Genomic DNA, 25,732 nt, shown 5'->3' on the forward strand with positions numbered 1-25,732 from the left:
CAAGGCTATTTTCTTTTATTGAGAGGCCCAAGACAGGAGAGAGATTGTCTGAATCTTTAAATAGGCCCCTACCTCAAGGATTTACATAATTACAGGATTGAGTTTTGGCTATAGTTGTCAGCTATAGTTCTATAGTTAGCAAACACACCCTTACCCCTCTCAAGAGGGGAATTGCTGCCCTTGCTATAGTTGGAGTTACAGTTATATAGATGCTGCTGGTCCAATCACCCCTGCCCCCTCAGAGCTACGCTCGCTACCTTCGAAATCGCTTCTCGGTAGTCTAAGAAAGAGATTTTTTGGTGAGCTGACTTTGACCTCTCGTTCATGGTAGTCCAAGGAGGAGGGAATTTTTAAATTCCCTTTCAGCACATAACTATGTCATTCAGCGACTTCAGGAGCGGGTTCTGTTTTCTGATTAATTCTTCTTTCTTACTCCTGCTCCAATTTTTCAGCTGCTTTTCGCGCGCTATCGCATCTTCAGGTGTAACGTAGCGCTCGTAGTAGATTAAAGTATAACAGTAGTAGCGACCCGTAAATGTCTTCTTGTCACCACTGTTTTGGTAATGTTCATCCATGCGGCGGGCCAGATCATTTGTTATGCCAATATAGTAAGTAGATCGTGTGGTATTAGAAGTGATATAGACAAAGTAATTGCTGTTAAACATAGAGTCAGGTTTAAAGCAACAAGAACTTCAAAGTGTTTATAGTAGTTCCTAAAAACAAGCAAAGTGTATTAAAGCTTTTTTATGTCATCCCGAGCGCAGCCGAGGGATCTTATTTGTCCAGAAAAAGATAATTGAAAGCCCTTTTGTTTACTTAGAATAAGAAATAAGAGAGAATTTCAATCTAATATACTGCTATATAAGATCCCTCGGCTGCGCTCGGGATGACAAATAGTTACAGTATTCCCTCCCCTGTTTGGGTTATCTCTCCCACTTCACCTCCGGAAACACAACTTCCAGCTGCCGCCTGATCACCCTATAGTTTCCTTTCCAGAAACTTGCCAGATCCGACACGGTCGTGATCGGTTTTAGGTCTGGCGTAAGTAAAGCCAGCTCTACCGTCATCTCTCCATCATCCACTTTGGGGCTTTCTTCCCAGTCCAGAATATCCTGCAATCTTATCTCCAGCCGCGGTTGTGCACCATCCGGTTTATACTCCAACTCGATGGAAGATCCATCTGGCAGCGTCAGATAAGCCGGAGCCAGTACATCCAACCGGGCACGCTGTTCTTTGTTCAGGTACTTCTTTTCCAGTATCGGCAGTAGCTCCAGTTCCATCAGCTCGTCCGGGTGCTCGATATCGTAGAGGTCAGGCTTCAGCCACTCAGCATTTGTCATCAGCAGGGTGCTGGTGCTCACGTCGGGCCAGAACTCGGAGGGGCGCCATTTGCGGAGGCTCATCACGCGGTTCTGCCATTGCGTGAGCTCGTGGTTGAAGTCCAGCAGGTGCTCGCCTTCTGCTTTGATGGCCTCGGACATGGCGGGTACGCGGTGCTTCTCGTCGGGCGCTGGCAGCGGCTTGCTTTGCAGCACGATGCTGCCGATGCGGGTGTCCAAAGAGGCGGTGAGTTCGCCGTCGTTCACGTCCCAGTGGTAGACCTCCTGCTGTTTCAGCAGCGGGGCCAGGTCGCGGGGGTTGAGCGGCGAGGCAAGGAAAATGCGGCCCGGGTTGTCGCCGGTGCCGGCGTGCAGATGCGCGATGGCCAGCCAGGGCTCGTGCGCCAGATCATCTCTATGGCCGGCGGAGGCATACTGCCCGCTGGCCAGCTGGAACTGCGCGTTGTTGCCGGGACGGGCGTAGGCGATGCGCTCCGGGTAGCAATGCGCCAGCAGCACGCCGGTTTCATACTCGTCGAAAGTACCGTTATCGGGCTCTACCTGGAACAGCTGCCGGTACGATCGGGCTATCTTCTCGATCTTGGCAAAGCGTTTGCCCTGCCCCTGCTCTTTTCTATACCTGCGAAGGGCTTCTACTCTTAAATTAATGTCGATGCCAGCGTTACGGTCCAGCGGGTCGCGCTCTTCCAGTACGGCGGCAATATCGCTTGCCAGCGGCACCTGGCCGGTTTCTTCGGCTATGAGCAGCATGTGCGCGATACGCGGATGGCAGGGCAGCCGGTGCATGTTCTGGCCATGCTCCGTGATGCGGCCATGCTCCAGCGCCTGCAGCTGGTGCAGCATGTCGGTGGCGTAGGCCAGGGCGGCGCGCGGTGGCGGGTTCAGCCAGGTAAGGCCCCGGATATCGGTGATGCCCCACTGCGCCATGTCGAGCACCAGCGAAGACAGGTCTGCTTCCATGATCTCGGGGGTGCGGTGCGGGGCCATGCGCTCATGCGTGGTTTTGCTCCACATGCGGTAGGCAGTGCCGGGGCCCAAGCGCCCTGCCCGGCCGGCACGCTGGTCGGCGGCGTCTTTGGAGATGCGAACCGTTTCGAGGCGCGACAAACCAGACTTCGGATCGAAGCGGGAGGTTTTGCCGAAGCCCGTATCCACCACCACCGAAATGCCTTCTATGGTTAAGCTGGTCTCGGCGATGCTGGTTGCCAGCACCACTTTGCGCCTGCCCTGGCGGTCGGGCATAATGGCGGCGTACTGCTTGCCGAAGGGCAGCATGCCGAACAGCGGGTGTATCTGCACGCCGCGCAGCTGCTTGCGAAGTATAATCTCTACTTTTCGGATGTCGTTTTCGCCGGGCAGGAACACGAGGATATCGCCTTCCTGCTCCTGCGCTGCCTGCTGCACCACTTTGGCCGTCATTTCGGGCAGCATGCGGTCGTCGGCGTCGCCGGTGTAAATGGTCTCGACGGGGTATTGCCGACCCATACTTTGCGCCACCGGGGCCTTTAGTATACTGGTGAGCTGGGGCATGTCCAGGGTAGCCGACATCACCATAATGCGCAGGTCCGGGCGAAGCGTTTGCTGCGCTTCCCGGCTCAGGGCCATAGCTACATCGGCATGGATGCTGCGCTCATGAAACTCATCAAAGATTACGATGCCCACACCCGTAAGCCCACGGTCGCTGTGGATCATGCGGGTGAGGATGCCTTCTGTTACGACCTCGATGCGGGTAGCAGCGGAGGTGCGGTTCTCGAACCGGATGCGGTAACCGACGGTCTGGCCTACCTCCTCGCCCAGCAGCTGCGCCAGGCGCTCGGCAATGGTTTTGGCCGCCAGGCGCCGGGGCTCCAGCATGATGATCTTCTGGCCTGTCAGCCATACTTCATCGAGTATAGCCAGCGGCAGCAAGGTGCTTTTACCGGCTCCGGGAGGGGCGTTTACGATCAGCGTATTCTGCGCCGCCAGGTGCTCCCTAACAGCAGGTATGATTTCCCGAACGGGTAAGTCTATGGTAAATGGGTTGAAGGGCAAGAGGGTAGAAAATGATTAATTAAAAAATACTTACTACAAATGTACTTAAAGTTGGGGAGTTGAAATTTGTTTATATTCTATATCAATAATGATACTATCTTTATCAGAATATAGGCATAGCCCCTAGTAAAAAGCTATTAACTATATCAAACGACAGATGTATCATATTGATAGAAACAACAAAATGCAATTGGCATTAAATGAAATTCTTAAAGTAGATAAGGGTGTCCCAAACAATACCTTAAAGGCTTTTATTTATAGAATAAAAAATAGTCCAGGAGCAGATAAGTTAATAGATACTTTAACTTCGTTTGGCATAAATGATAAATTCCCGCTTGAAAAGCTATACAATCAAATGGATCTGGACAATTTTGATAGCGGAGATAGATTATTCATTCACAAATACAGAGTAGAGCTCATTTATGAATTTATACGCGCTGTTGAACATGGTGATAATGTATCAAGATTTGAAGGACTATACTTAACCAATAACCCTAAGGAATGGATGCATGTACTAAAAGCCAAAAATGGAGCAAAAGTGTATAGATTTGAACCAATAGCCTTCAAAGGTGAAGAACATGATGCATTATGGCCTGAACTAAGTATAGCAACGCTTGATTTTGAAAAGATATATAATAATGCTCAAAGTTACTGGTCAGGGGCAAAAACAGATAACTTTAGATCGGAAATTCTTTGCGTCGGCGAATTCAAAGTAGTTGAGAAAGAGACTATAGATATAGCTGTTAGTTAGCGATTATCATTACGTGTACTCAAACATATACATTAAAAAAAGCAGCTAAACTATTAGCTGCTTTTTGATTAACATTTGATTAGAATAAGAGTCCCATTTCTAAATTACTAGGATTCTATTTCTTGGCTTTTATTTTGAAATAAATCATGAACATTATTTAGCAATGGATGCTCAGAAATATATGTATTATCAGAAAATATCATGATCTCTTTACCTTTACTTGCTTTAGCAGCACTATAGTTTAAAGAATATTCTATTTTCCTATAATTCTCATAAAGTTCACAAATAGGCTGCACCATATCATATGTTACGATCCACTTTTGCTCTGTTATATTAGCTATTTCGTCAGCAATATTTTTATGGTCTTTGTAATCATAATAATTTAAGTATAAGTCTTTACCTTTCACATAGTATGGTGGGTCGAAATAAAATAATGTTTTAGCTGGTAATTCAGTCCTTAAATTCTGGACTAACTCTACAGCATCAGAGTTATAGAGTTCTATTTTGCTTCTGTAATGAGCTACTCTTTCAATTCTTCTAATCAAGTCAGGCTTATTGAATCTAGCATCCATTAAATAATTCCCATTCTGGTTTTTCCCTCCTATTACCCCAGCTTTGATGATACCCGAACGGTTGGTTCTATTTAAGAAAAATGTAGAAAAACCTACTTGTAGAAAATCATGCTCGTCCTTATTATCTTGAATTTCTTTTTGTATTTGTCTATTTGCGATTGTAACAGGTGTATCATGAATCAACCGACAGAGTTCTTCTGTTCTATTAAGAACAGAATACCAAAAGCTGTAAATTGATTTATCAATATCGTTGATTATAATTCTAGATACATATTCGTTAAATAATAAAGAGAGAGCTACTGAGGCACCACCAGCATATGGTTCTACATAAACACCATCATATAAAAGGTTTTCTTTAAATATTTTTTTAAAGTAGTCTGCAACTTTACCCTTGCCACCTGGATATCTTAAAGGAGAATAAAAATCCATCTATTATTTAATATTACCCCACAAAGTAACCATAAATTCTTGTATGTTATCCCAAGTTGTAATCAAGCTTTCAGAGCTTGGTGAAAATTTATTGTTGTGAACATAAGCGTGCCATGTATCTACAGCTAATATACTATGATCTTTATTACCTGCTGCAGTTTTTATACCTCTGCAAAGTGCCGCATCAGCTAATTTATTGGCACTTAAATGGTTTGCCACTTTATCAATCTTAGACTTCAAACCAATATTTGCTTCAGTAGCTGAAGTAGTAGCAACTAATTTGTGTTCCTCTAAATATGTGTCAACACTTAGTTCAACAAAGACACGAAATAAAACAGCCGCAGCATTTGTATATTTTAAATCCAGGTCTTGAAGTTCATGGTATATGGCATTTACTTTAGCATTACTAATGGTAATTTTACAAGCTCTTGGAATTAATTTATTTCTCTCCTTAGGGTTAGGGATTGGCTTTTTAGCAGGTGTAGCCTTTTTCTTTGGTGCAGGTGCTGGGGTAGGTTCTCCACCATCAAATTGCCACGGTTTTGAAGCTTTTTTACTTGTATTGGGAATCTTTGTTTTTGGAAAAGAAGCTATGTAATCTTTTCTATCGTCTTTATTATATATGCGTTTTACAGTAAACTTTGGATCCAATAAATCTTTTGCTACTTGCACTAACCCTTTTATAACTTCCTTTTCTTCAACAGTAGATTGTATTACACCGTTACTTGTTTCAATACCTAAAAAACTTCGTACATCTGGGTCCCCGAAAAGTCTAGTTGCATTTGTAGCATCAATTTTCTCGATATTCTTTTTGATAGATTCAGGCACATCAGCTGAATTTTTCATCAAATTAATAAACTGAATGGTTACAGATGTTTTACCTTCTGTTCTTTCTTTATATCTGTCTTTTTGCAAAGGATCCCATCCATCCGTCTGTGCCCCACTAGCACCATATCCATGCTTAAGACCTATCCAAACATCAGCTTCTTTAGGATTATCAAAAACAGCACACGAAACCTCTGTAATCAATCTTGATGAATTCTCATCACGGAGTTTTTTTATTTTTTTCTTCAAATCAGCATGATCTGAATCAATAAGATCTGGATTATGAAGGATTTTTAAAGTTACGGTTCGCCTGTTACCTTCTAAAACATTGTACTTCGAACTATCATGATTTGAAACATTTACTTGGATTGGATCGAAGGGATTAAGTCCATGCTGCAGGATATGCTCTGCCAAAGTAAGCAGTTTCATACCTTGATTATAAATCATTTTGTCAATTGCTTCTTTTTGACTAGCCACTGATTCAAAACGATAGTTTTCTGTGTTAACTAGCAAATCAGCAATCGGAATTAATTTAACTTCAATCATCTGTTGTTAAGTTGTTTAAACAAAATATATGAGATAGAATTTTAATAGACTAAATCATTAAATATTATTCTAAGTTATTCACCGCTAGCGCGAGCTTGTAGCTCGTGCCTTTTCTTTTATGTAGCAACTCCGCCTTTACTACAAGTTTTAATAATAACTAATGCTCTTACCGATTAACTATAAACTTCGATGATGGTATAAACTTTAAATTCACTTCTTTGTGTAGATAATAACATATTAATCTTTTCTGCAGCTTCAGCTCTTTCAGAATAATTGATTGGTTCAATAATTTTTAGATAACCATAAGTATCTTCTTGAACTGCTTTGTAATTGGGGCCGTTAGCAGTACCATAAATAAGCTCTACAATTTTAAACTTTTTCATTTTGTTTTTTTAGCAATATAGCAATTATTAAATATAATAATTGCTATAATTTCCCCAGCTTCCCGGCTGAAGTGAGTTTGTAGCTCGTTCCATTTCTCTACCACGCAGCTATACCTACAGTACAAGTAACAGTACAAGTAACAGTACGAGCTACAAGCCCGCGCTAGCAGACGATGCATGATTACTATAAACCATAAAAGCGGGGCTATAAGGTTATGCACCAGCCCCGCTTTTATTTATGCTATTAATATGTTCTCTTTTCTGCAGCTTACAGACCTAGGCCTCCTGCTTCTGAGCAGCCAGTAATGCATCAAGATTTTCCATGGCCATGGTCAGGCCTTCTTTAAAGCCCATCTGGATGGTGGTTTCGAGTTGTGCCAGGTCATCGAATGTGATCAGGTTCTCTACTAAAGTAACTTCCTCTTTGGGTGTAAAGCTTACCTCCCACTTATATTGCGGCATTTCTGTGTTTACCACGCCTTCGGCATTTGCAAAACCATCCATCGCGGTAAAGCGCTTTTTAGTATCAATGGTCTTGTAATGAGCCAAGGCCCAATGCTCTTCCCCTTCCGGGCCAACCATGGCATAGTGCCAGTAGCCACCTTCCCTGAAATCCATGGTTTTTGTGCGGGCTTTCCAGGGTTTAGGCGCCCACCATTGGTCCAGTATCTCGCTTTTGGTGTAAGCATCCCACACAAGCGGGAGCTCTGCTGCAAACTCTCTTTTAACGGTGATCGTTTTGTTTTCCTTGTTCACGGAGAACTCGAATGCAAGGTCGTGTTTCATGGCTTATTTTGTTTTATGTTAGAAAATATAGTGTCAAGTTGGTTAAAGCGGTCTTCCCAAATCTTCCGGAACTGCTCCAGCCATTTGTCTATTTCTTTCATCTTGGCAACCTCCAGTTGGTAGTAAATTTCGCGCCCCTGCTGTTCTCCGCTGACGCAAGCTTGTAGCTCGTGCCTTTCTTTTCTACGCAGCTATACTTCCAGCACAAGTAACAGTACGAGCTACAAGCTCGCACTAGCATTAGTTTTCACCAGCGTCATACTTTCCTAACTCAAAACCCGGACGCATCTGTTATAAGTATAAGCAGGAACATGAGCCGGAAGTATAAATTTCATAACAAGGGGGGACTTTACTTTGTAAGCTTTGCGGTGGTGTACTGGATAGACGTGTTTACGCGGGAGGAGTACTTTGCCGTACTTACGGATAGCCTGGACTATTGCCGCAAAAATAAAGGCATGGAGATCTATGCCTGGTGCATTATGCCCAGCCATGTGCACCTTATCTTCCGAGCCAAAGACAACAACCCCAGCGTACTGCTAAAGGAGCTGAAAACCTATACTTCCAAGCAACTGCAAAAAGCTATAGTTGAGCACAACCAGGAGAGCCGGAAAGAATGGATGCTCTGGCTGATGGAGCGGGCCGGCCTGAAAACCAGCAATGTAAAGCACCGGCAATTCTGGCAGCAGCACAATAAGCCTATCGAACTGTGGAGCGCTGCCGTGATTGACCAGAAGATCGATTACATCCACAACAATCCTGTGGAAGCTGGTTTTGTGTCGGAGCCGGAGCATTGGAAGTATAGCAGCGCGATTGACTTTAGCGGCAGCAAAGGTGTGCTGGAGATTGATATTGCCTGAATGGTGGAGGCACGAGCTGCAAGCTCGCGCCAGCATTTGCCAGTCAAATTTAGAATTAACTAACTGGCAACAGGATAAGGCCGCAAGCCCGCACCAGCGGGTGTAACAGCCTGCTATATTTTAAGTAAATTAGTGCATGAGAAAAGCTGAAACAGAGATCATCGACCACCTGCACTTTCATGAAAAATACCTTGAGCTGGTGCGCCAGCGCCAGAAAACGTCGACCGTCCGGTTAGGGTATGTGCTGCCAAACGCCATACAGTTGCCGCTGGTTTTTGGCGATATGCTTTTACCAGAAAAGGCACAGATAGAAAAGCTGGATTTTACAAAATCGTTCGCCGACTTAACCGAGGCTGATGCCCTGACAGATGGCTTCGAGAGCCTGGAAAACCTCCGGGCAGACCTGAAAGTGTTTTATCCGGATATTACTGCCGAAGACCGTTGTACCATCATTTACTTTAAGTTGCTACCCTCTTAAGATTAGATTAAAATGCAGGCGATTCCCCGCTGGCGCGAGCTTGCAGCCCATGCCTGTTCCTTTCACAACTATACCTTTAATCCCCGGAAAAACCGTATAGGGCATAACCACTATATAGGTGGGGGACTGGTGCAGGATTAAAGCGGTAACCTTATGGCAAATGATTTTTTGTACGCGCACAACAGCATCCTGATTGTAGCGATTTTGTTTGTACTGATCATGGCGGCTCAGGAAGCCGGTTACCGGATCGGGCGGCATCACCAGCGCAAGTCGGATAAGGATGTAAAAGCCCAGACCAGCACGATACAGGCCGGCACGTTGGGTTTGCTGGCGCTTATTCTGGGTTTTGCCTTCAGCATGTCGTTACAAACCTACAACAGCCGCACCGAAGCGGTTATCCGGGAGGCCAACGCCATCAGCACGGCCCTGATGCGCACGCACCTCCTCCCCGCCCCTTATAGTTCGCTCACGCGCCACCAACTGCAACAATACATTGACCTGCGGCTGGCCCTGAGCAACACCAACTTTGCCATGGTAAAAGAACAGGAAGCACTCGCCACCCAAACCGACTCGCTGCAGCGCAAGCTCTGGGACCAGGCCGTAAGTGCTGCCCGGATAGATCCTAACCCGGTAACCACAGGCTCGTTTGCCACGGCACTTAACAACGTGGTGGTGGCGCACAACGAGCGCAATGCCCTGCTGGCCATGCACGTACCCGAAGTGATCTTATACCTGCTGTTTATCGTGTTCATTATGTCGGGCGCACTGATCGGGTATGGCAGCGGACTGGGGCAACGGCGCACTACCCTGCCGGCAGCCATTCTGAGCTTAATGATCTGCCTCGTAGTATTCATCATCATCGACCTGGACCGGCCCGTGCGCGGCATTGTAAAAGTGGACCAGCACAGCCTGGAACGACTCAAACAGCCCAGCAAACCCTAACGCAATCCGTAGTCTTGGCTGCTACAACGCTGGCGCGAGCTTGCAGTTCGTGCCTTCTAATTGTATCTTCAGCCTATGTCTTCAGCAAACACAACCGCACAAACTATAGGCCTGCGCCGGCAAAGAGAATTACAGAAGCAACACGGGTTATGCTACACCTTATACAAAGTAACTAACTCCGGTCCTCACGCTACTAAACCAGCACCAGACGCGCTCCGGCTAATGCGCCATTCTTATAACACAGCATAAACTTCCCTTATAATTCTGATACCTCCGCCCGATCAAACATTCCTTCCGCTTAAATAAATGGAAGAGCCGGGGTTAAGCTATCAATTAAAACCCCGTTTTGCCGTATTACCCTTCTACAAATTCAATTGTAACTGAAACAACATTCACTTTAACTTTTTATAGTTTTACTTTAACCCCTCTGTAGTATGTTTAAATCGAAGTATAGCACCACAAAGCTGGTGTTGCCGGCTTTATTCGCTGTTGCCGGCCTTGTAGGCTGTAGCCAGGACGAAGATCAGGAAGCAGGTAAGGAAATGGGCCTGGAGTCAGTCAGTGCAGCTACCGCGGCCACCTCACCTAACAACCTTGTTTTCAGGTCAAATCATTACATCGTTCTCTCTACCAAGGACAAACTGCCGGCTGGTCTTTCCGGCAAACTTGAAGCTGCCAACGGTAAAGTAACTTCGCTGCTGTCGGATGCCGGAGTGGCCCTGGTGTATTCCGAAGACCCTGCTTTTGCCGCTAAAGCCGGTAAAATAAGTGGAGTGCGCTCTGTAGTACATGATTTTACAACGCAATGGTTTAACCCGGACAAGCAGCACACGGTAGCGCTCGAAGACTATGGCACGCCGCCAGCCAGCGGAGATGACGACCGGTATTTTGACTTGCAATGGGGCCATGCTGCTATAAAAGCCTCGGAAGCCTGGAACAAAGGCTACCGTGGCAAAGGGGCACTGGTGGCCGTACTGGATTCCGGTTTCGATACCGATCATCCGGACCTGGCTGCCAACATTGAGAATAACTTAAGCAAGAATTTTGTAACCGGCGAAGAAGTTGAGTACAAACTGAACGATGCCTTTAGCCATGGCACCCACACAGCCGGAACTATAGCTGCCGCCGACAATGGAACAGGGACGATAGGTGTTGCGCCGGAAGCAAGGCTGATGCTTGTAAAAGTGCTCAGGGATTCGGGTTCAGGTGCTTTCTCCTGGATCATGCAGGGCATTGTATACGCCTCGCAGAACGGGGCCGATGTCATCAGCATGAGCATAGGGGCTGCCGTGCCACAAAACGGCAGATTCCTGGATGATAATGATACGCCCGATGACCCGACCGATGACTTTATCGTGAACGATACCAAAGCAGTGCAGGAGCTACTGGTTGCGCTGAGCCGTGTTACAAACTATGCCACCCAAAGAGGTTCACTGCTCATAGCATCTGCAGGTAATGAAGCCAACAACGGCATGACCGACCAATCACTGGTTCACCTTCCGTCAGGGGCAGCCAACGTGGTCTCTATTTCTGCTACTGCACCCATTGGCTGGGCTTTAAATCAGAAAACTACTTTCTTAGATAACCTGGCCTCCTACTCCAACTATGGAATTGCAGATGTTCATTTTGCAGCTCCCGGGGGTGACGCACTCTACCAGGGTAAAGAGAGTGCGACTGTATCGGGTTTAACTCGCCCGGTTTATGTATTCGACCTGGTGTTTAGCACAGGTAGTTCGAATAGTTACTACTGGTCGGCGGGTACCAGTATGGCTGCTCCCCATGCCGCTGGTGTGGCAGCGCTTATAGTTGGCAAAAACGGTGGGCAGATAAGCCCTGCCAGTCTGCTATCTAAGCTGAGAGCATCTGCCGACGACCTGGGTAAACCCGGACAGGACATGTACTATGGCTACGGACGTGTAAATGCGGAAAGGGCCGTCTCTAATTAAAAGGCTTTACCTGAACAACAAGCCCGGCAGCGCTCTACCGTTGCCGGGCTTGTTGTTTAAAAGCATTCGGTCAATATACCTGCTACTTACTCCGTGCCGGAAGGCAAAAAGCCGGAAAGATCCTGAACTATAACTTCGAGGTTGCCCTGTGCCTGCAGGTTTAAGGAGAGTCCGTCGGGTTTCGGTTCAATGTTCTGTACGGTTACGGTTGCGACGGTACCTTTCAGTTTCAGGCCTTTCAGATCCATGCCCTGCGCCAGCTGCGCGTTCACATTTTCCAGCACATCTGCTATCTTCTCGCTCACATCAATGCGGGTCTTTTCGAGGATCTGGTTATAGGCAACTTTGTTTACCAATACTTCTAAAGCTGTGTTGTAAAACCCGCTGGTGGTAGCTGATTCCATCGAGAATTGCTGCACGTATAGTTGCTGGGTAGCATTGTCGTATGCTAAGGCCACGGAGGCGTACAGGTCTACTTTGTCGCGTTTGAGCACGGTGCGCAGAATGCGGAGCTGCACCCGCACCAGCAGGTTATAGTTGCCCGCGCTGCTGCCCGCCACGCCCACATCCAGTACCTGGGCATAAGGGTTTGATGGCACACCTTCCTCGGGTTGCGGAATGTACATACCGATCAGCTGTTGCTGAAGCACATGTTCGAGGGCAGCGTAGGAAACGGAGATGGGAATCTGTAGTTGTATAGGGTTTTCCATAGGCGGTTTTTACGGCGGCTTATAGTTTCAGGCAGAAGCGCAGGGGTTGGTCCGTAACCGGGTAACGAAGCCTGTTCTACGGTGTTCGGCTGCTTAAAGGTACACAGCACAGGCCGGCAGGGCAAATCAGGCATGTATCATTTTCAGGGTTTCGGCATCTAATCTATAGTTTCAGGTACCACCGGAAGCTATATCCGGCAAATGGCAACTACCGTTTAAAAGACTATAGAATAAACTATAAACAAATGGTTATGAGACACAAAAGTTATATACTGACGCTGCTGTTCCTGCTGAGCACTGCCTGGCTGAGCGGCTGCCGAACCTCCACCGAAACAACCTCCACCACCCGCGACGGATTTAACCCGCTGGCCCCAGAGCGCGTCGATGTGCGGGGCATCATCACGATGAGCCGTTACCGCGAAGGGCAGATCATACTGGAAGTGGAAGGCCGCGGCCCATCTACTTACTCGCGCTACGACCGGGCCTATGTGCTGGTGCTGCCTACCACCGATATTGTCGGACTGGATGGAAAATCGGTGTACATGAACGAGCTGCTGCAGGGTGTGAATGTAGCCATTATGCTGCGCGGCCGTGGCAAAGGCGAATTTGAAGGCGTTGGCGTTGCGACCAAAATCTGGATCGAAGAGTTTTATTAAGGCAACTATAGTTTCACCCATGCAATAGGCTGGTCATTCAGGAGATGAAAATTATCCTGATGGCAGCTAACTATAGATCATAAAAAACCGCCGTCGCTTTGGGCAACGGCGGCTGGATTTTATAGTTTACAATTACAGGTCCCGGAACTCCTTTTCACCACGGTCGGAATAATACGGATCGCTGCTGTGGCCCGAGGTGCTGCGGCTGCTGTTCGTGCCACTTGCGGCAGAGCCATATCCGCCATAGTTGCCCGAGGAAGCGCCATAGTTCTGGTTGCTGAACGAGTCGCCGCGTTGCTGGCCGGTGCCATAGTTGCGGGCGCCATAAGAACTGCCCATGCCGGTGCCGTAATCATCTGCAAAACTGCTGGTGCTATAGTTCGGAATGCCGCGGTCGGAGTGCATCGGTGCGTCTCCCATCCCACTGCCATAGCGCGAATCCCGGCTATAGTTAGAACCATACGACTGGCCGTTTCGGCTGCTGTACTGGTCGTTGCCAAGTGTATTAAACCTGTCGGAAGTGCCGCCATAGTCGGATACACCATAGCCCTGGCGCAGGCTGCCCTGGTTTGTACGACCGCTGTCGTAACGGTCACGGTCCCAGTCGCTGCGGTTTTCCCTGTTACGGTACTCGTCCTGGTAGCGGTTGCGGCTATAGTTGCGGTCCTCGTCGTGGCTGCGGTTCAGGCCACCCGAAAATCTTCTCACCAGGTTCTTGTTTTCTTCTTCTTCCAGATCCGAATACCACCTGAAATGGCCCTGGTCCTGCATACGTCGCTCGTACATATCACCAAGGTCGTTGCCTTCGTGGTAACTGATGTTGCTGCTACTAAAGCGTTCCTCATCATCCCCGATCCAGCGGCCGCCCCGCTCGCGCTGGTAGTCGCGCTCAAACTCATTGGTTAAATTGCGGGCACTGTGGTAGCGCTCATCGTCGTTGCGGTAGCCTTCGTAGCGGCCAAAGTCATCGTTGTCGTAAGTGCGATCATAGCGATCTCTGTCTTGTCTGTCCATAGCTTTATGTTAAGGTTTACAAATAGTACACTCCTGTTTTAACGACAGAGCGCCCGCGCGGTTCCATTTACAGCTCTTCGGGCAACTATCCATCCGGCCACTTTACCGGACTGATAGCATACTGCCAACTACCTGCAAATCACTACGTATCACTTAGGTACCAACCCTTTCTTTCTATAAACAAACTTAATACAGCATGAACATTACGTTAAAACCATTAAACCAACAGGTCATCGTTATTACCGGGGCCTCAAGCGGAATCGGGCTGGCCACTGCGAGGGCGGCTGCTAAAAGTGGCGCAAGACTGGTACTTGCCGCCCGCAACAAAGAAGCACTGACTGACCTGGAGCAACAGATAAACCTGCGGGGCGGCAAAGCCATACATGTGGTGGCAGATGTGGGCCGGCAGGCAGATGTGGAGCGCATTTACGAAGCGGCCATGGAAACCTTCGGTGGATTTGATACCTGGATAAACGATGCAGGCGTATCGATCTACGGTAAGCTGGACGACGTGACCGACGAAGACAACCGCCGCCTGTTCGACACCAACTTCTGGGGCGTGGTATACGGCTCGCTGGCAGCTGCCCGCCACCTTCGCCATACAGGCGGGGCCATCATTAACTTAGGTAGCGAGCTGTCGGATGTAGGCATACCGCTGCAGGGCATGTACGCGGCCAGCAAGCACGCCGTTAAAGGCTTTACCGATTCGCTGCGCATGGAGCTCACTGAGGACGAAGCCCCTGTTTCGGTTACGCTGATAAAACCGGCCGGCATCAACACCCCTTACCCCGAACACGCCAAAAACTACACCGACAAAGAACTGACCTTGCCGGCACCAGTGTATGCTCCGGAAGAGGTAGCCAATGCTATCCTGCATGCGGCCACACACCCCGAGCGCGATATTTTTGTGGGAGGCGGATCGAAGCTGATGAGCAGCCTGAACAAATATGCACCAAGCGTAGTAGACTGGGTGAACGGCAACTTTATGACCAGCCAGCAACTGTTGGATAAACCAGCCCGCAACCGCGATGGCGCCCTGCACCAGCATGCCGAAGGCGGGCGCGTACATGGCAACCACGATGGCTACGTAATGAAGACCAGCCTGTATACCCGGGCTTCGATGCACCCGGTAGTAACCAGCGCTGTAGTAGCGGCAGCCGGCGCAGCGGCCCTTGCCCTGATCGGGAACAACAAACGGAAAAAACGCATGCAAACCACCAACCAGCAGGAAAGCAACTATAACATATAGTTTTAAACTATAGTTACAGAACCGGCATCAACAGTCCGAGCAGGCTGCGGGTGCCGGTTTATTTTTGCCCGTTCTTAAAGATGAAAAGCTGTAAGATTAAGATAGCTGTACTATAGTTTCAGAGCCGGACAAGCTGTAGTTTTGCATTTGTAAACAGCTGCCGTATTTGCCCGTAGAGGCATTATAGCAGGCATGCGCTGTCCTGCCCGTGATGAATACCAGGGACATCTTAATGAAACACCAGATTACCGAAACAATGACCACTCCTACCCGCCTTTTTGATTGCCTTACCTACCAGTTACAACACTTTCCTCTACCCGACATGCTGGCGGCCAGGGAAAAAGGCGAATGGCGATGCTATAGTACCCAGGAAGTACAGCAGAAAGTAGATCAGCTGAGCGCGGGCCTGCTGGGCCTGGGCATTACCCGGGGCGATGGAACTATAGAAGGCCGCGACAAGATCGCTATCATCAGCCAGAACTGCCCGGAATGGATGCTGGCCGACATGGCCATTCAGCAGATCGGTGCTGTATCGGTGCCGGTGTACCCGAACATCAACAACAACGAACTACAGTTTATACTGCAGGATGCAGGCGTAAAAATGATCTTTACCGGGGATAAGGCACTTACCAAAAAAATAGAAGCCATACAGGAACAGCTCCCCGACCTGAAACACATCTATAGTTTTACCCCCGTAGAGTATACCCCGCTCTGGTCGGAACTGCTGACGGATGTAACCCCTGAGCTGAAAGCAACTATAGAAAGCTGCCGCAACCTGGTGCAGGAAAACGACCTGGCCACCATCCTTTATACTTCCGGCACCACGGGCATCCCGAAAGGTGTCATGCTCTCGCATCACAACATCATCAGCAACGTGTTTGGCAGTGCCGAAATTATACAGGCCATTGGCGTACGCGGCAAGCGGGCACTCAGTTTTCTGCCCCTGAACCATGCTTTTGAGCGGATGGCAACTTACTGTCTGTTTTACTCCGGTACATCAGTGTACTATGCCGAGAGCCTGGATAAAATTGTCACCAACCTGAAGGAAGTGAAGCCTACGCTTTTTACCACAGTGCCGCGCCTGCTCGAAAAGGTGTACGAAGGCATTGTAGCCAAAGGCCGCTCCCTGACAGGAATCAAGCGCACGCTGTTTTTCTGGGCCCTTAAACTGGCGGAACAATACGAGATAAACACACCTAAATCTGTAAGCTACCGCATGCAGCTGGCGCTGGCCGATAAACTGATCTTCAGTAAATGGCGCGAGGCAATGGGCGGCGAACTGAAGTCGGTGATCACAGGGGCGGCGGCCTGCCAGGTGCGTCTGCTCCGCATTTTTACAGCAGCCGGCATCGTGATACAGGAAGGCTACGGACTGACAGAAGCTTCACCGATCATCAGCGGCAACCGCTACCCGGAAGAAGGCCGCATGTTCGGTACCGTGGGTCCTTTGCTTACAGGAGTAGAAGTTAAAATTGCAGAGGATGGCGAGATACTGGCCAAAGGCCCGAACGTAATGATGGGCTACTACAAACGCCCCGACCTGACCGCAGAAGTAATGGACGGCCAATGGCTTCGCACCGGCGATATCGGCACGATGGTAGACGGCAAATTCCTGAAGATAACGGACCGAAAAAAAGAACTGTTTAAGACCAGCGGCGGAAAATACGTGGCCCCCCAGCCCATTGAGAACAAGATGGTGGAAAGCAACTGGATAGAGCAGATCATGGTGGTAGGCGAACAGCAGAAGTTTGTAGGCGCTCTTATTGTTCCGGCGTTCCAGGCGCTGAAGGAATGGTACACCAACCAGGGCAAACCCTACCCCGGCGACCAGGCCATTACCCAGGACACACAAATAAAAGCCCTGATCCGGGAAGCCATCAATACCTATAACCAGGATTTTAACCCTGTAGAGCAGGTCAAGAAATTTGTGCTGATGCCCTACCAGTGGACCATTGAAGGCGGCGAACTGACCCCTACCCTGAAACTGAAGCGGAAGATCATCGTGGAGAAATACCATAACCTGATCGGGTCGATGTATGCCTGATTTTGGTTGTTAGTTGCTGGTTATTGGTTGTTGGTTTTTTGCGTTTGGAGAAGCTATAGTTTCATTGGTTTGTGTTGCCGGGTTTTCTAATTCTGTAGCATTGGGCTTTCTATTCTCCCGAGCCTGTTCTAAGATCAAATGAGCTACTCATCAGACTTTGCGCCCCTTGTGTAAATCGTTGCGTTCTTCGCGGTTAATCCTGATCCACCAGGAGCACTGATAACCACCTGTCTACCGCTTTACCGTATGTTGGTAACTAACAGCTGCTTACGCCTATTGCATCTATCTGAAACAATTACCAGCTTTGTTAAAATAAACCAGCACAGCCATGAGAAACTTCACCTTGCTTACCTGCACAGCTATAGTTGGGATCTTTCTTTCTGCCAGCTTTATTTCCCCAAATGCTAAGCCTCAGCCTGATTTAAGCAACACAACTATAGTACAAAACCAAAACCTGGAAGGCGCCTGGCGCTTGTCTGGCCAAGCTGATGGAACCACAACTATAAAACTGGTGCAGGATGGCTACTTTACCGTAGCGGTGTATGACCAGAAAGGCAAAAAATTTATAGGCACCTACGGCGGCACGTACACAATAACAGGAAACAAACTGACCGAGCAGTACGAATTCAGCACGTTTGATGCCACTCAGGTTGGCAAAACGACTACCGGCACTTCTACGGTAAAGAACGGAAACTGGCAGACCACCGGCCTGGGGCAGGCAAAAGGAAAACAGACCTGGGAAAGAATAAACGAGCAGGAATCAGCGTCGCCGTTGGCAGGCACCTGGCGCATTACGGGCCGTGGGCAGGAAGGTAAAATGAACACCATGAAACCCGGTCCGCGCAAAACGCTGAAGGTTCTCTCCGGCTCCCGTTTTCAATGGATCGCTTTTAACACAGAGACTGGTGAGTTTTCGGGTACAGGCGGCGGCACTTATACAGCACAGGATGGCATTTACACCGAAACCATCGAGTTCTTCTCCCGCGACTCCAGCCGCGTTGGTATGCAACTGAGCTTTAACTATGCTTTAACCAACGGCAAATGGCACCACACCGGCCAGAGCAGTACTGGCAAAAAAGTAAATGAAATCTGGCAGCGCATTACGGCCAACTAAGCCCTACTCTATAGTTTGCAGCCTGTTACACAAGGGCACAGCCTGCAAACTATAGTTAGTACAAGGTGTGTTATTTCTCGCCCATTTTCGGGATCTGACTGCAGGGACCTTCGTAGCGCACAAACATGTAGATCCAGAGTACGCGTGATAATCTATAGATAACCGGCAGCAGGCCAAGCACCACCGCAGCTACCACGCCTATCATCATCGCCATCGTCAGCTCCTCCACAAAAAAGGACAGAATTACCAGCGAAATCAGGAAAATGGCCACGTTAATAGCAAAGCTTACATACATGGCACCGTAATAAAACCCGGGCTCCGGCTCATACCACTGTCCGCAGCAAGGACAGGCGGTGTGCATTTTGCCAAAATTGGTTGAATACAATGCTCCCGGAAACATCTCGCCTTCGCGACAACGTGGGCAACGGGCAGCAGCAATACCATATAAAAGTGAATTATTCTTACTCATGACGACATGCATTACAATCTTTTACTCAGTGCCCAAATGTAAGCATTCCGGGTAACAGAAGACAGTTTTATTCCGGATTTAAAAGCATAAACGCCTAAACCTGGTCCGCCGAAACTATAAGTATAACGATGTAATGGCCGTAAACAACCGGGCAAGCTGGGTTTAAGGCAGCAACGTGTAGAAATGCAGGCTCACCATACCGGAAAGCACTTTTTCGCTCAGGGTGTAGTAGCCTTTCCCATTCACCGAGAAACAGACCGCTTCGCCCTGCGGCTCAAATTTGTAAGGCAGTTTAGTATAAGTGGTCTGCAGCGCCTTGCTTATCGGCTCGTGGTTGTTGCGTTTAAAATAATACAGGCCTTTATAGGTTTTCAGGATGATGCCCTGACCACTGTCTGACAACGAAGCGCTTACTACTCCTTTCAGGTCTATAGAGCCAACCCGTTCGGCTGTCTGCACCTGACCGTTCTGCCCTTTTTGCTCTACTTTAAACAGCTGCGCAGACGTATTGTTTTTGGTGATCAGGTAAATGGTTTCCGTTACAGGATCTACCAGAAAAGCTTCGGCATCATGCGGTCCGTCGGGGTACCGGAACTGTATCTTCTGTATCTGTCGTACGGTGTCGGTGGTGAGCGGAGGCTCTTCAAACTTATAAATGGTGCTGATGGTGTGCTCGCGGTTGTTGTCGCCGATGTCGGCAATATAGAGGTGGTTTCCGGCCAGTGCCATGTCTTCCCAGTCGCGGTTGGCAGCGCCTTTCAGGTACACGGTCCGGGCTATTTCGCCGGTATGTTTCAGCAGGTATAGTTGGGCCGGGTTGCCGCCGTCTTCCTGCACCCACAAATGGCCGGGGTTTCGTTTGCTGTCGGCTATGCCCGAGGCTTCAGTAATGGTTTCCGGTACCGGTGTGCTGAGAGGTGCCTGCTCGGGCACCGGGGCCATGGAAATTGTTTCTTTTTCGACTGAACAACCGGCTACTGCCACTAACAAAACCAACAACCAGGCGTTTCTCCTTCCACTCCTCATACGTTCACTATAGCTTTACTAATCTAAACAACCGTTTGTATTCCGGCCTCCTGACCTACAAATTTAGAAGCAGATTAGTTCTGCTTCTGTACCTGAAAAAACCGGCCCGCAACACAACACCCATCCCGGTAAAAGTCAAAACCGACACCAACTATAGTTTTAAACCAATCCGCAACTATTGCCCTATCCAAACTATAGTTGCAGGCTAAACAAAAGGCAGGCGGCAACTATAGATTTTGCTTACCGGAAGCTGTTTAACGAGCCTGAAACATTAAAAACATACTATATTCAGAAAACACAGTGCTTAAAATATTTACTAACACTCCGGCCACTTTGCCGTATCAGAGCATAGGTCGCCGGCACATGCGCCGGCTGCCACCCGGAAAACACACAGTAAAAATACAATCCGGGCGTAACATAAATTTTAGCGACAGTACCCTTTTAGCACAAACCTATGAAGACAATAGCCATAACAAGCTGGAGATTATTAATGACGTTGGTAGCCATGGTAGCCGTAACACCCCACGACGACGAGGATAACGAAACCAAACTATGGACCCGCACCAACTAAGCATTGCCTGAACTGAGAAACTATAGTTGCACATAAAAAAAGCATCTGCCTGGCCTGGCAGATGCTTTTTACTTTTTAAGGGAAATACGGGCTATACCTGTAGGTGCTGCAGATACGAAGCCCCGACCGGCACACGGTGTTCGTGTATACTTACCTGGTGGCGCTCTATTTTCTCTATTTTTTCTTTGGCTACCACATACGAGCGGTGCACCCGGATAAACTTATCCGGTGGCAGCAGTTCCATCAGCTCGTTCATCGTCATCCGCGACAGCAGCTTTTTATTTTCCAGCACAAACGTCACATAGTTGCCGGCGGCCTCCATGTACAGCAGTTCATGAAAGAAAACCTTTACCTGTTCGTAGCCTGTTTTCAGGAAAATGTGGTCTTTTACAGCGGCATTCCCGCGCAGTTGCAGCAGTTCCTGGGCTTTGTTGCAGGCTTTTATAAAACGCACCAGCGAAAAAGGCTTCAGCAAATAATCCACGGCATCCAGCTCAAAGCTGGTAACGGCGTGCTCCGAGTAGGCCGTTGTAAAAATTACCATCGGCTTTTTCTGCAGGCTTGTTATAAACTCCAGCCCGGTAATGTCCGGCATTTTAATATCCAGAAACAACAGGTCCACGGGCTCGCGGCGCAGGTAATCCAGGGCTTCAAAGGCATCGGTAAAGCAGGCCTGCAGCTCTAAGAACGGCACCCTGGCCGCATGCGAGCGCACCACTTCCAGCGCCATCGGTTCGTCGTCTATTGCAATTGCTTTCATCCGTGTTGCCTATAGTTCAGGGTTATAGTTGCAGCGTAAGATGCACAAAAAACTCTTCGGCTGTTTCTCTGATCACCAGTTCATGCCGGTTCGGGTAAAGCAGATTCAGGCGCTGCTTCACGTTCAGCAAACCTATCCCCGACTTATCTTTCTCCGTATCCTGCTCCGATTTGGGGTGTTTGCTGTTATATACGTCAAAGAACAGGGTATTCTGCTGGCTGTGCAGCGTTACACGTATCCACGACCGGTTCTTCAGACTGATGCCGTGCTTAAAGGCGTTCTCCACAAACGGAATGAGCAGCATCGGGGCGATCATTTTATCATCCAGCACTTCTTCAATGCGGGTGTCGATGGTTATGTTCGGCGATACGGAAGTGCGCAGTAGCTGCAGGTCGATGTAGTTACGCAGGTAGTCGGTTTCGCGGGAGAGCAGTATTTTCTGCTGATGATTTTCGTGCAGCATAAAGCGCATCATGTCGCCCAGCATCTGGATGCCCTGTGCCGTGCGTTCGCTGTTTTCCTGCAGGGCGGTGCCGTACAGGGTATTCAGGGCATTGAACAGGAAGTGCGGGTTTATCTGGGAGCGCAGAAAATCGAGGTTGGCGTTTGTGGTACCCAGTTGTTCTTTTAATACATGCATTTCCTGGTTGCCTCTCAGCTGGCGTTTGTACAGCAGCCAGGTAGCAGGCGCCACTATAAAGAACTGCACAAGGCTGTTCACGCTGCTCAGGGCAAAAGCAAAATCAGGGTTCTGGGTTAAGGGGAAGAGGATAAAAGCAACCGGTAAAAATGCCAGCACCAGCACCCCGGCCACCTGCAGCAGGTAAAACAGGAAAGGCTTTTTCTTTGTAAATGTTTTGGGAATGAGCACGTAATACGCCACACTATACAACAGAATAGCACTCAGCGAAACAGTGCCCCACACGATTGGAATCTCTTCACCCATGTTCAGTACCAGCAGCAAAAACACGCTCACCATCCAGATCACGAATGCAGAAAGTGTATCGCGGGTAATAATGCGGGATCTTGACTGGATCTCGCCGGAATGGGAAAGCAGGTACAGCCCGGTATATTTAATGGCCGTGTAAAATATCAGCATCAGCAACAGCCAGAACGCATAATGGAAGCCTTGCTGAAAAAAAGCATCATAAGCCTTGTTTTCGTTACTATACTCACTGAAAAGGTAGGCTTTGGTATAGGTGTCCAGAATTCCGGTAAACAGCCCTACCGCCACCAGCGCCAGCAAAAGCAGCAACACATAAAGCCAGACCGTCTTTCGGGCAAGTAGCCTGGGCACTACCATAAAGTTCACGAACAGGAACACCAGGTACAGCAGCACAAACCGGATCAGCTGCGGCCAGAAATAATTCTCATAGTAATAGTATTCCAGCCCTGCTCCATAAAAATCAGAGCTGTTCGGGCTTGCCCCCATCGAGAGGGCCAGCAACGCAAACACCAGGATGGTTGTAGCGCCCCAGAACTCCAGTTTCTGAATACTGACGGTGCTAAAGGGAAGTTCTTTTGTAAGGTACATTCGTGCTAACCTAATTTAAGTTAAAACTATATTATTTTTCTGAAAGGATCAGGACCGCGCCCCGAAGAATTGCCCCCGAAGCCTGTACAAGAATAGTGCATCCCGGCCGCACCCGAAACTAAATGTGATGAACCTGCGGAAAGATGTGATGAACCTTAACCGGACAGCGGGCTATAGTTCAGCTGTTTAGGAAAACTATAGTCCGGATTATGAAAACAGCATTTGTGCGGTCTGCTAACCAGCCTTACCTTTGGCACTTAACCCCAGCAACTATATGGAACAGTTTGGCCCCGATTCGCAGTTATTGCCCGACCTGGTAAACACAAAAATGCCTTTTGGCAAGTATAAAGGTACCTATATCAGCGATCTGCCGGTCTCTTACCTCGAGTGGTTTCAGCGGGAAGGTTTTCCGCCGGGCAGGCTGGGCATGATGCTGGCCACCACCTACGAGATAAAACTGAATGGACTGGAGCAGCTACTGACTACCCTTAAAAGGGCCAGAAAAGACCCCTACCAGCCGGGCAGGTTCCAGCCAAAGTATAACCGCTGATTTACCGCCCCGGAAACATTTCGTAGCCAGCTGTGTTTTAAAATAAGACAAGTAACCAGATCATGAAAGAACAGAAGATCAAAATAGATATAGTTTCAGATATTAACTGCCCGTGGTGCTATGTGGGCGAGCAGCGCCTGAAATCGGCCATTGCCGAAGCCGGTGACAAATATGAGTTCGACATCAGTTTTAAGCCTTTCGAGCTGAATGCCTCCATCGCACCGGAAGGCATGGATAAGACGGACTATTTTAAAATGAACTATGGCCCCCAGATCCTGTCGCAACTGGATGCGATGAACCAGCGCCTTGCTGAAAATGGAAAGGAAGTAGGCATAGATTTCCGGTTTGATGCCCAGACCAAGATAAACAATACCTTTAACGGACACCGTCTGATCTGGCTGGCCGGCAAATATGGTGTACAGCAGGAAGTGGCCCACGCCCTGTTCTACAACTATTTTACCGAAGGCAAGAACATGAACGACGTGGAAGTGCTGAAAGAGACAGGCATTGCCAACGGCATCCCGGCCGAGAAGCTGGAAAATTTCTTTGAGAGTGAAGAGGGCAAAGCCGAAGTGCGCGAAATGGAGAAATGGGCACAATCAGCGGGAATTACCGGCGTGCCTGCCTTTATCATAAACGACCAATACCTGGTAAGCGGCGCACAGCCTGCCGAAGTATTTAAACAGGTATTTGCCCAGGTAGCCCCTGCCCTGCAGCAGGTTAAAACCGACGACAGCAACAGTTGCGGTATCGACGGCAATTGTTAATGCCTCTGTTTATAAACTATAACCGTTAAACTATAAATCGTAGAAGAGCACCCTCCTGGGGTGCTTTTTTTATTTCAGCAACACTACAACCCGTAGCCACTCTGAACCTTTCTGTATTTCAACAGGTTACCTGAAAATAAAAATCTTTATTTTTGCAGGATGGAGTACCGGTCTATACATTACTGGCAATACGAGCCTGATATACAGGAAACGCTTATTTTAGAAGAAGCCGTTGCCTTTACCGGGCGTGAGAATGAAGCCGACCTTTTACAGGCAATCGGCTGCTTTATTGCAAAGCATACCGGCGCCCTCTACACCATGATCGCCCTGCTCGCTGACGACCTGAAACAGGCCTCTACCGTTGCTTTTATTACAGAAAAGACTGTACTCCCCAACATTACCTACACCCTGAAAGGCACCCCCTGCGACGAAGTTGTTACCCAGCGTTTCTGCTACTACCCGCTGAACGTAGCACAGGCTTTTCCGGAAGACAAGGAGTTTGAAGAAAAGAAAATTGAATGTTACATGGGCAGCATCCTGCTATCGCATAACAACGAGCCGCTTGGCCTGGTAGCCCTGATGCACGACAAGCCGCTCCAGAATGTAGCCTTTGCCGAACACCTCATTCTGGTACTAAGCCCGACCATTGAAGCAGAACTTGCGAAACTAAAAGTGATGCAGGTACAGTCCTAAAATTCTGCTACATCCTGATAATCCGGCCATCTTCCATCTCTATGATGCGGCCTGAGCGCTCGGCAAAACCGGGGTCGTGGGTAACGATGAGCAGGGTCTGGTTGTGTACTTCGGCCAGTTCTTTAAATATCTCGAACACCATCTCGCTGTTGCGCATGTCCAGGTTGCCGGTTGGCTCGTCGCCCATAATAATGTGTGGATCGTTGATGAGCGCCCGCGCAATTGCCACCCGCTGCTTTTCGCCCCCGGATACCCGGTAGGCGCTCTTGGTTGCCAGGTGCCCGATGCCCAGCATGTTCAGCCGCTCCATGGCCCGGTGCTCTACTTCCTGTTCGGTGTAACGTCCCAGTTTTAAGCCTGGCAGCATAACGTTGCGCAGCACGGTAAACTCGTTCAGCAGGTAATGAAACTGGAACACAAACCCGATCTTCTCGTTCCGGATAGCGGCCAGTTCCACGTCCTTCCTGCCCGTCATCAGTTCCTTATCTATCAGCAGCTCGCCGGCATAATCAGTATCCATAGTAGACAGAATGTAGAGCAGCGTAGATTTGCCGCAGCCTGATTTCCCGATCACAGACACAAACTCGCCCTTGTTAATGGAAAAAGTAATGTCGTGCAGCACCTTTACCGTAACCGGGTCGTGAAACTCTTTGCTGATGTGCCGTGCATCCAGTATCGTTTCTGCCATG

The 25,732-nt window shown here is 48.6% G+C and carries 26 protein-coding genes and 1 pseudogene; 13 read left to right on the top strand and 14 right to left on the bottom strand.

What is annotated here, in order from left to right:
* Positions 1-362 precede the first annotated feature (362 nt).
* Both H7F15_RS06170 and hrpB read right to left on the bottom strand, forming a co-directional pair.
* Positions 363-665, bottom strand: coding sequence for a GIY-YIG nuclease family protein (locus H7F15_RS06170; protein ID WP_185196091.1), 303 nt, complete (start codon positions 663-665; stop codon positions 363-365).
* Positions 666-923: 258 nt separating this feature from the next.
* On the bottom strand, positions 924-3,371 hold the full coding sequence (gene hrpB / locus H7F15_RS06175; RefSeq protein WP_185196092.1) for an ATP-dependent helicase HrpB: 2,448 nt from the start codon (positions 3,369-3,371) through the stop codon (positions 924-926).
* Between the two features lie 157 nt (positions 3,372-3,528).
* Here hrpB and H7F15_RS06180 point away from each other — a divergent pair, with 157 nt between their 5' ends.
* Positions 3,529-4,122, top strand: coding sequence for a hypothetical protein (locus tag H7F15_RS06180; RefSeq protein WP_185196093.1), 594 nt, complete (start codon positions 3,529-3,531; stop codon positions 4,120-4,122).
* A 107-nt stretch (positions 4,123-4,229) separates the two neighbouring features.
* On the opposite strand, the gene H7F15_RS06185 is transcribed toward H7F15_RS06180, so the two are convergent.
* The 5 genes and pseudogenes from H7F15_RS06185 to H7F15_RS19460 all read right to left on the bottom strand — a co-directional run.
* The gene (locus H7F15_RS06185) at positions 4,230-5,123 is read right to left on the bottom strand and encodes a DNA adenine methylase (protein WP_185196094.1); all 894 of its coding nucleotides are present in this window, start codon (positions 5,121-5,123) and stop codon (positions 4,230-4,232) included.
* A 3-nt stretch (positions 5,124-5,126) separates the two neighbouring features.
* Complete coding sequence (locus H7F15_RS06190; RefSeq protein WP_185196095.1) at positions 5,127-6,494, bottom strand: hypothetical protein; 1,368 nt, start codon at positions 6,492-6,494, stop codon at positions 5,127-5,129.
* 173 nt (positions 6,495-6,667) lie between these two features.
* Positions 6,668-6,877: a hypothetical protein gene (locus tag H7F15_RS06195; RefSeq protein WP_185196096.1), complete on the bottom strand. Its 210-nt coding sequence runs from the start codon at positions 6,875-6,877 to the stop codon at positions 6,668-6,670.
* 276 nt (positions 6,878-7,153) lie between these two features.
* Positions 7,154-7,663: an SRPBCC domain-containing protein gene (locus tag H7F15_RS06200; RefSeq protein ID WP_185196097.1), complete on the bottom strand. Its 510-nt coding sequence runs from the start codon at positions 7,661-7,663 to the stop codon at positions 7,154-7,156.
* Positions 7,660-7,818 (bottom strand): annotated as a pseudogene (locus tag H7F15_RS19460) (transcriptional regulator); the annotation flags it as partial. The pseudogene H7F15_RS19460 and the gene H7F15_RS06200, both read right to left, overlap by 4 nt.
* 156 nt (positions 7,819-7,974) lie before the next feature.
* Here H7F15_RS19460 and H7F15_RS06205 point away from each other — a divergent pair.
* The 4 genes from H7F15_RS06205 to H7F15_RS06220 all read left to right on the top strand — a co-directional run bounded on the left by H7F15_RS06205 (position 7,975) and on the right by H7F15_RS06220 (position 11,886).
* Positions 7,975-8,520 (top strand): transposase, encoded by a 546-nt coding sequence (locus tag H7F15_RS06205; protein WP_185196098.1) that lies wholly within the window; start codon positions 7,975-7,977, stop codon positions 8,518-8,520.
* A gap of 136 nt (positions 8,521-8,656) precedes the next feature.
* Complete coding sequence (locus H7F15_RS06210; protein ID WP_185196099.1) at positions 8,657-8,998, top strand: ASCH domain-containing protein; 342 nt, start codon at positions 8,657-8,659, stop codon at positions 8,996-8,998.
* A 153-nt stretch (positions 8,999-9,151) separates the two neighbouring features.
* Positions 9,152-9,940: a hypothetical protein gene (locus tag H7F15_RS06215; RefSeq protein WP_255481115.1), complete on the top strand. Its 789-nt coding sequence runs from the start codon at positions 9,152-9,154 to the stop codon at positions 9,938-9,940.
* A gap of 434 nt (positions 9,941-10,374) precedes the next feature.
* Positions 10,375-11,886: a S8 family serine peptidase gene (locus tag H7F15_RS06220; RefSeq protein ID WP_185196100.1), complete on the top strand. Its 1,512-nt coding sequence runs from the start codon at positions 10,375-10,377 to the stop codon at positions 11,884-11,886.
* An 86-nt stretch (positions 11,887-11,972) separates the two neighbouring features.
* Here the strand turns inward: H7F15_RS06220 and H7F15_RS06225 are convergent, their stop codons facing one another.
* Entirely contained in the window at positions 11,973-12,596 is a 624-nt protein-coding gene (locus tag H7F15_RS06225) for a DUF4403 family protein (RefSeq protein ID WP_185196101.1), read from the bottom strand.
* A 251-nt stretch (positions 12,597-12,847) separates the two neighbouring features.
* Between H7F15_RS06225 and H7F15_RS06230 the strand changes: the two genes are divergently transcribed.
* Complete coding sequence (locus H7F15_RS06230) at positions 12,848-13,252, top strand: hypothetical protein (RefSeq protein WP_185196102.1); 405 nt, start codon at positions 12,848-12,850, stop codon at positions 13,250-13,252.
* 132 nt (positions 13,253-13,384) lie between these two features.
* Here H7F15_RS06230 and H7F15_RS06235 read toward each other — a convergent pair whose 3' ends face one another.
* Positions 13,385-14,266 carry a hypothetical protein gene (locus tag H7F15_RS06235; RefSeq protein WP_185196103.1) on the bottom strand — a complete coding sequence of 294 codons (882 nt, stop codon included), beginning with the start codon at positions 14,264-14,266 and terminating at the stop codon, positions 13,385-13,387.
* A gap of 196 nt (positions 14,267-14,462) precedes the next feature.
* Here H7F15_RS06235 and H7F15_RS06240 point away from each other — a divergent pair, with 196 nt between their 5' ends.
* From H7F15_RS06240 to H7F15_RS06250, 3 genes are all read left to right on the top strand, one after another.
* Positions 14,463-15,515: an SDR family oxidoreductase gene (locus H7F15_RS06240; protein ID WP_185196104.1), complete on the top strand. Its 1,053-nt coding sequence runs from the start codon at positions 14,463-14,465 to the stop codon at positions 15,513-15,515.
* Positions 15,516-15,747: 232 nt separating this feature from the next.
* A complete protein-coding gene (locus H7F15_RS06245; RefSeq protein WP_255481116.1) occupies positions 15,748-17,559 on the top strand; it encodes a long-chain fatty acid--CoA ligase in 1,812 nt (603 codons plus the stop codon).
* Positions 17,560-17,887: 328 nt separating this feature from the next.
* Entirely contained in the window at positions 17,888-18,673 is a 786-nt protein-coding gene (locus H7F15_RS06250) for a membrane or secreted protein (protein WP_255481117.1), read from the top strand.
* 70 nt (positions 18,674-18,743) lie between these two features.
* Here H7F15_RS06250 and H7F15_RS06255 read toward each other — a convergent pair whose 3' ends face one another.
* A complete protein-coding gene (locus H7F15_RS06255; RefSeq protein ID WP_185196105.1) occupies positions 18,744-19,142 on the bottom strand; it encodes a DUF983 domain-containing protein in 399 nt (132 codons plus the stop codon).
* Positions 19,143-19,304: 162 nt separating this feature from the next.
* Positions 19,305-20,084 carry a hypothetical protein gene (locus tag H7F15_RS06260; RefSeq protein WP_185196106.1) on the bottom strand — a complete coding sequence of 260 codons (780 nt, stop codon included), beginning with the start codon at positions 20,082-20,084 and terminating at the stop codon, positions 19,305-19,307.
* Positions 20,085-20,203: 119 nt separating this feature from the next.
* On the opposite strand from H7F15_RS06260, the gene H7F15_RS06265 reads away from it, so the two are divergent.
* Positions 20,204-20,377: a hypothetical protein gene (locus H7F15_RS06265; protein WP_185196107.1), complete on the top strand. Its 174-nt coding sequence runs from the start codon at positions 20,204-20,206 to the stop codon at positions 20,375-20,377.
* Positions 20,378-20,830: 453 nt separating this feature from the next.
* Here H7F15_RS06265 and H7F15_RS06270 read toward each other — a convergent pair whose 3' ends face one another.
* Positions 20,831-21,499, bottom strand: a complete 669-nt coding sequence (locus tag H7F15_RS06270; RefSeq protein ID WP_185196108.1) for a LytTR family DNA-binding domain-containing protein — start codon at positions 21,497-21,499, stop codon at positions 20,831-20,833.
* Positions 21,500-21,521: 22 nt separating this feature from the next.
* Positions 21,522-23,033 (bottom strand): sensor histidine kinase, encoded by a 1,512-nt coding sequence (locus H7F15_RS06275; protein WP_255481118.1) that lies wholly within the window; start codon positions 23,031-23,033, stop codon positions 21,522-21,524.
* A gap of 250 nt (positions 23,034-23,283) precedes the next feature.
* On the opposite strand from H7F15_RS06275, the gene H7F15_RS06280 reads away from it, so the two are divergent.
* The 3 genes from H7F15_RS06280 (at position 23,284) to H7F15_RS06290 (ending at position 25,043) form a co-directional block, all read left to right on the top strand.
* The gene (locus H7F15_RS06280; RefSeq protein WP_370523473.1) at positions 23,284-23,583 is read left to right on the top strand and encodes a DUF3820 family protein; all 300 of its coding nucleotides are present in this window, start codon (positions 23,284-23,286) and stop codon (positions 23,581-23,583) included.
* A gap of 62 nt (positions 23,584-23,645) precedes the next feature.
* Positions 23,646-24,350, top strand: a complete 705-nt coding sequence (locus H7F15_RS06285) for a DsbA family protein (RefSeq protein ID WP_185196109.1) — start codon at positions 23,646-23,648, stop codon at positions 24,348-24,350.
* Between the two features lie 159 nt (positions 24,351-24,509).
* On the top strand, positions 24,510-25,043 hold the full coding sequence (locus H7F15_RS06290) for a hypothetical protein (RefSeq protein ID WP_185196110.1): 534 nt from the start codon (positions 24,510-24,512) through the stop codon (positions 25,041-25,043).
* Positions 25,044-25,050: 7 nt separating this feature from the next.
* On the opposite strand, the gene H7F15_RS06295 is transcribed toward H7F15_RS06290, so the two are convergent.
* Positions 25,051-25,731 (bottom strand): ABC transporter ATP-binding protein, encoded by a 681-nt coding sequence (locus H7F15_RS06295; protein WP_185196111.1) that lies wholly within the window; start codon positions 25,729-25,731, stop codon positions 25,051-25,053.
* Position 25,732: the final 1 nt, after the last annotated feature.

The organism is Pontibacter sp. Tf4 (assembly GCF_014212495.1).
Lineage (GTDB): Bacteria > Bacteroidota > Bacteroidia > Cytophagales > Hymenobacteraceae > Pontibacter.

Coding starts and splice junctions, on each gene's coding strand:
- H7F15_RS06235 (WP_185196103.1), bottom strand. CDS start 14,266: ATGGACAGACAAGACAGAGATCGCTATGATCGCACTTACGACAACGAT.
- H7F15_RS06270 (WP_185196108.1), bottom strand. CDS start 21,499: ATGAAAGCAATTGCAATAGACGACGAACCGATGGCGCTGGAAGTGGTG.
- H7F15_RS06295 (WP_185196111.1), bottom strand. CDS start 25,731: ATGGCAGAAACGATACTGGATGCACGGCACATCAGCAAAGAGTTTCAC.
- H7F15_RS06210 (WP_185196099.1), top strand. CDS start 8,657: ATGAGAAAAGCTGAAACAGAGATCATCGACCACCTGCACTTTCATGAA.
- H7F15_RS06170 (WP_185196091.1), bottom strand. CDS start 665: ATGTTTAACAGCAATTACTTTGTCTATATCACTTCTAATACCACACGA.
- H7F15_RS06290 (WP_185196110.1), top strand. CDS start 24,510: ATGGAGTACCGGTCTATACATTACTGGCAATACGAGCCTGATATACAG.
- H7F15_RS06285 (WP_185196109.1), top strand. CDS start 23,646: ATGAAAGAACAGAAGATCAAAATAGATATAGTTTCAGATATTAACTGC.
- H7F15_RS06220 (WP_185196100.1), top strand. CDS start 10,375: ATGTTTAAATCGAAGTATAGCACCACAAAGCTGGTGTTGCCGGCTTTA.
- H7F15_RS06230 (WP_185196102.1), top strand. CDS start 12,848: ATGAGACACAAAAGTTATATACTGACGCTGCTGTTCCTGCTGAGCACT.
- H7F15_RS06185 (WP_185196094.1), bottom strand. CDS start 5,123: ATGGATTTTTATTCTCCTTTAAGATATCCAGGTGGCAAGGGTAAAGTT.
- H7F15_RS06195 (WP_185196096.1), bottom strand. CDS start 6,877: ATGAAAAAGTTTAAAATTGTAGAGCTTATTTATGGTACTGCTAACGGC.
- H7F15_RS06240 (WP_185196104.1), top strand. CDS start 14,463: ATGAACATTACGTTAAAACCATTAAACCAACAGGTCATCGTTATTACC.
- H7F15_RS06245 (WP_255481116.1), top strand. CDS start 15,748: ATGAAACACCAGATTACCGAAACAATGACCACTCCTACCCGCCTTTTT.
- H7F15_RS06250 (WP_255481117.1), top strand. CDS start 17,888: ATGAGAAACTTCACCTTGCTTACCTGCACAGCTATAGTTGGGATCTTT.
- H7F15_RS06190 (WP_185196095.1), bottom strand. CDS start 6,494: ATGATTGAAGTTAAATTAATTCCGATTGCTGATTTGCTAGTTAACACA.
- H7F15_RS06275 (WP_255481118.1), bottom strand. CDS start 23,033: ATGTACCTTACAAAAGAACTTCCCTTTAGCACCGTCAGTATTCAGAAA.
- H7F15_RS06260 (WP_185196106.1), bottom strand. CDS start 20,084: ATGGCCCCGGTGCCCGAGCAGGCACCTCTCAGCACACCGGTACCGGAA.
- H7F15_RS06205 (WP_185196098.1), top strand. CDS start 7,975: ATGAGCCGGAAGTATAAATTTCATAACAAGGGGGGACTTTACTTTGTA.
- H7F15_RS06255 (WP_185196105.1), bottom strand. CDS start 19,142: ATGAGTAAGAATAATTCACTTTTATATGGTATTGCTGCTGCCCGTTGC.
- H7F15_RS06180 (WP_185196093.1), top strand. CDS start 3,529: ATGTATCATATTGATAGAAACAACAAAATGCAATTGGCATTAAATGAA.
- H7F15_RS06215 (WP_255481115.1), top strand. CDS start 9,152: ATGGCAAATGATTTTTTGTACGCGCACAACAGCATCCTGATTGTAGCG.
- H7F15_RS06200 (WP_185196097.1), bottom strand. CDS start 7,663: ATGAAACACGACCTTGCATTCGAGTTCTCCGTGAACAAGGAAAACAAA.
- H7F15_RS06225 (WP_185196101.1), bottom strand. CDS start 12,596: ATGGAAAACCCTATACAACTACAGATTCCCATCTCCGTTTCCTACGCT.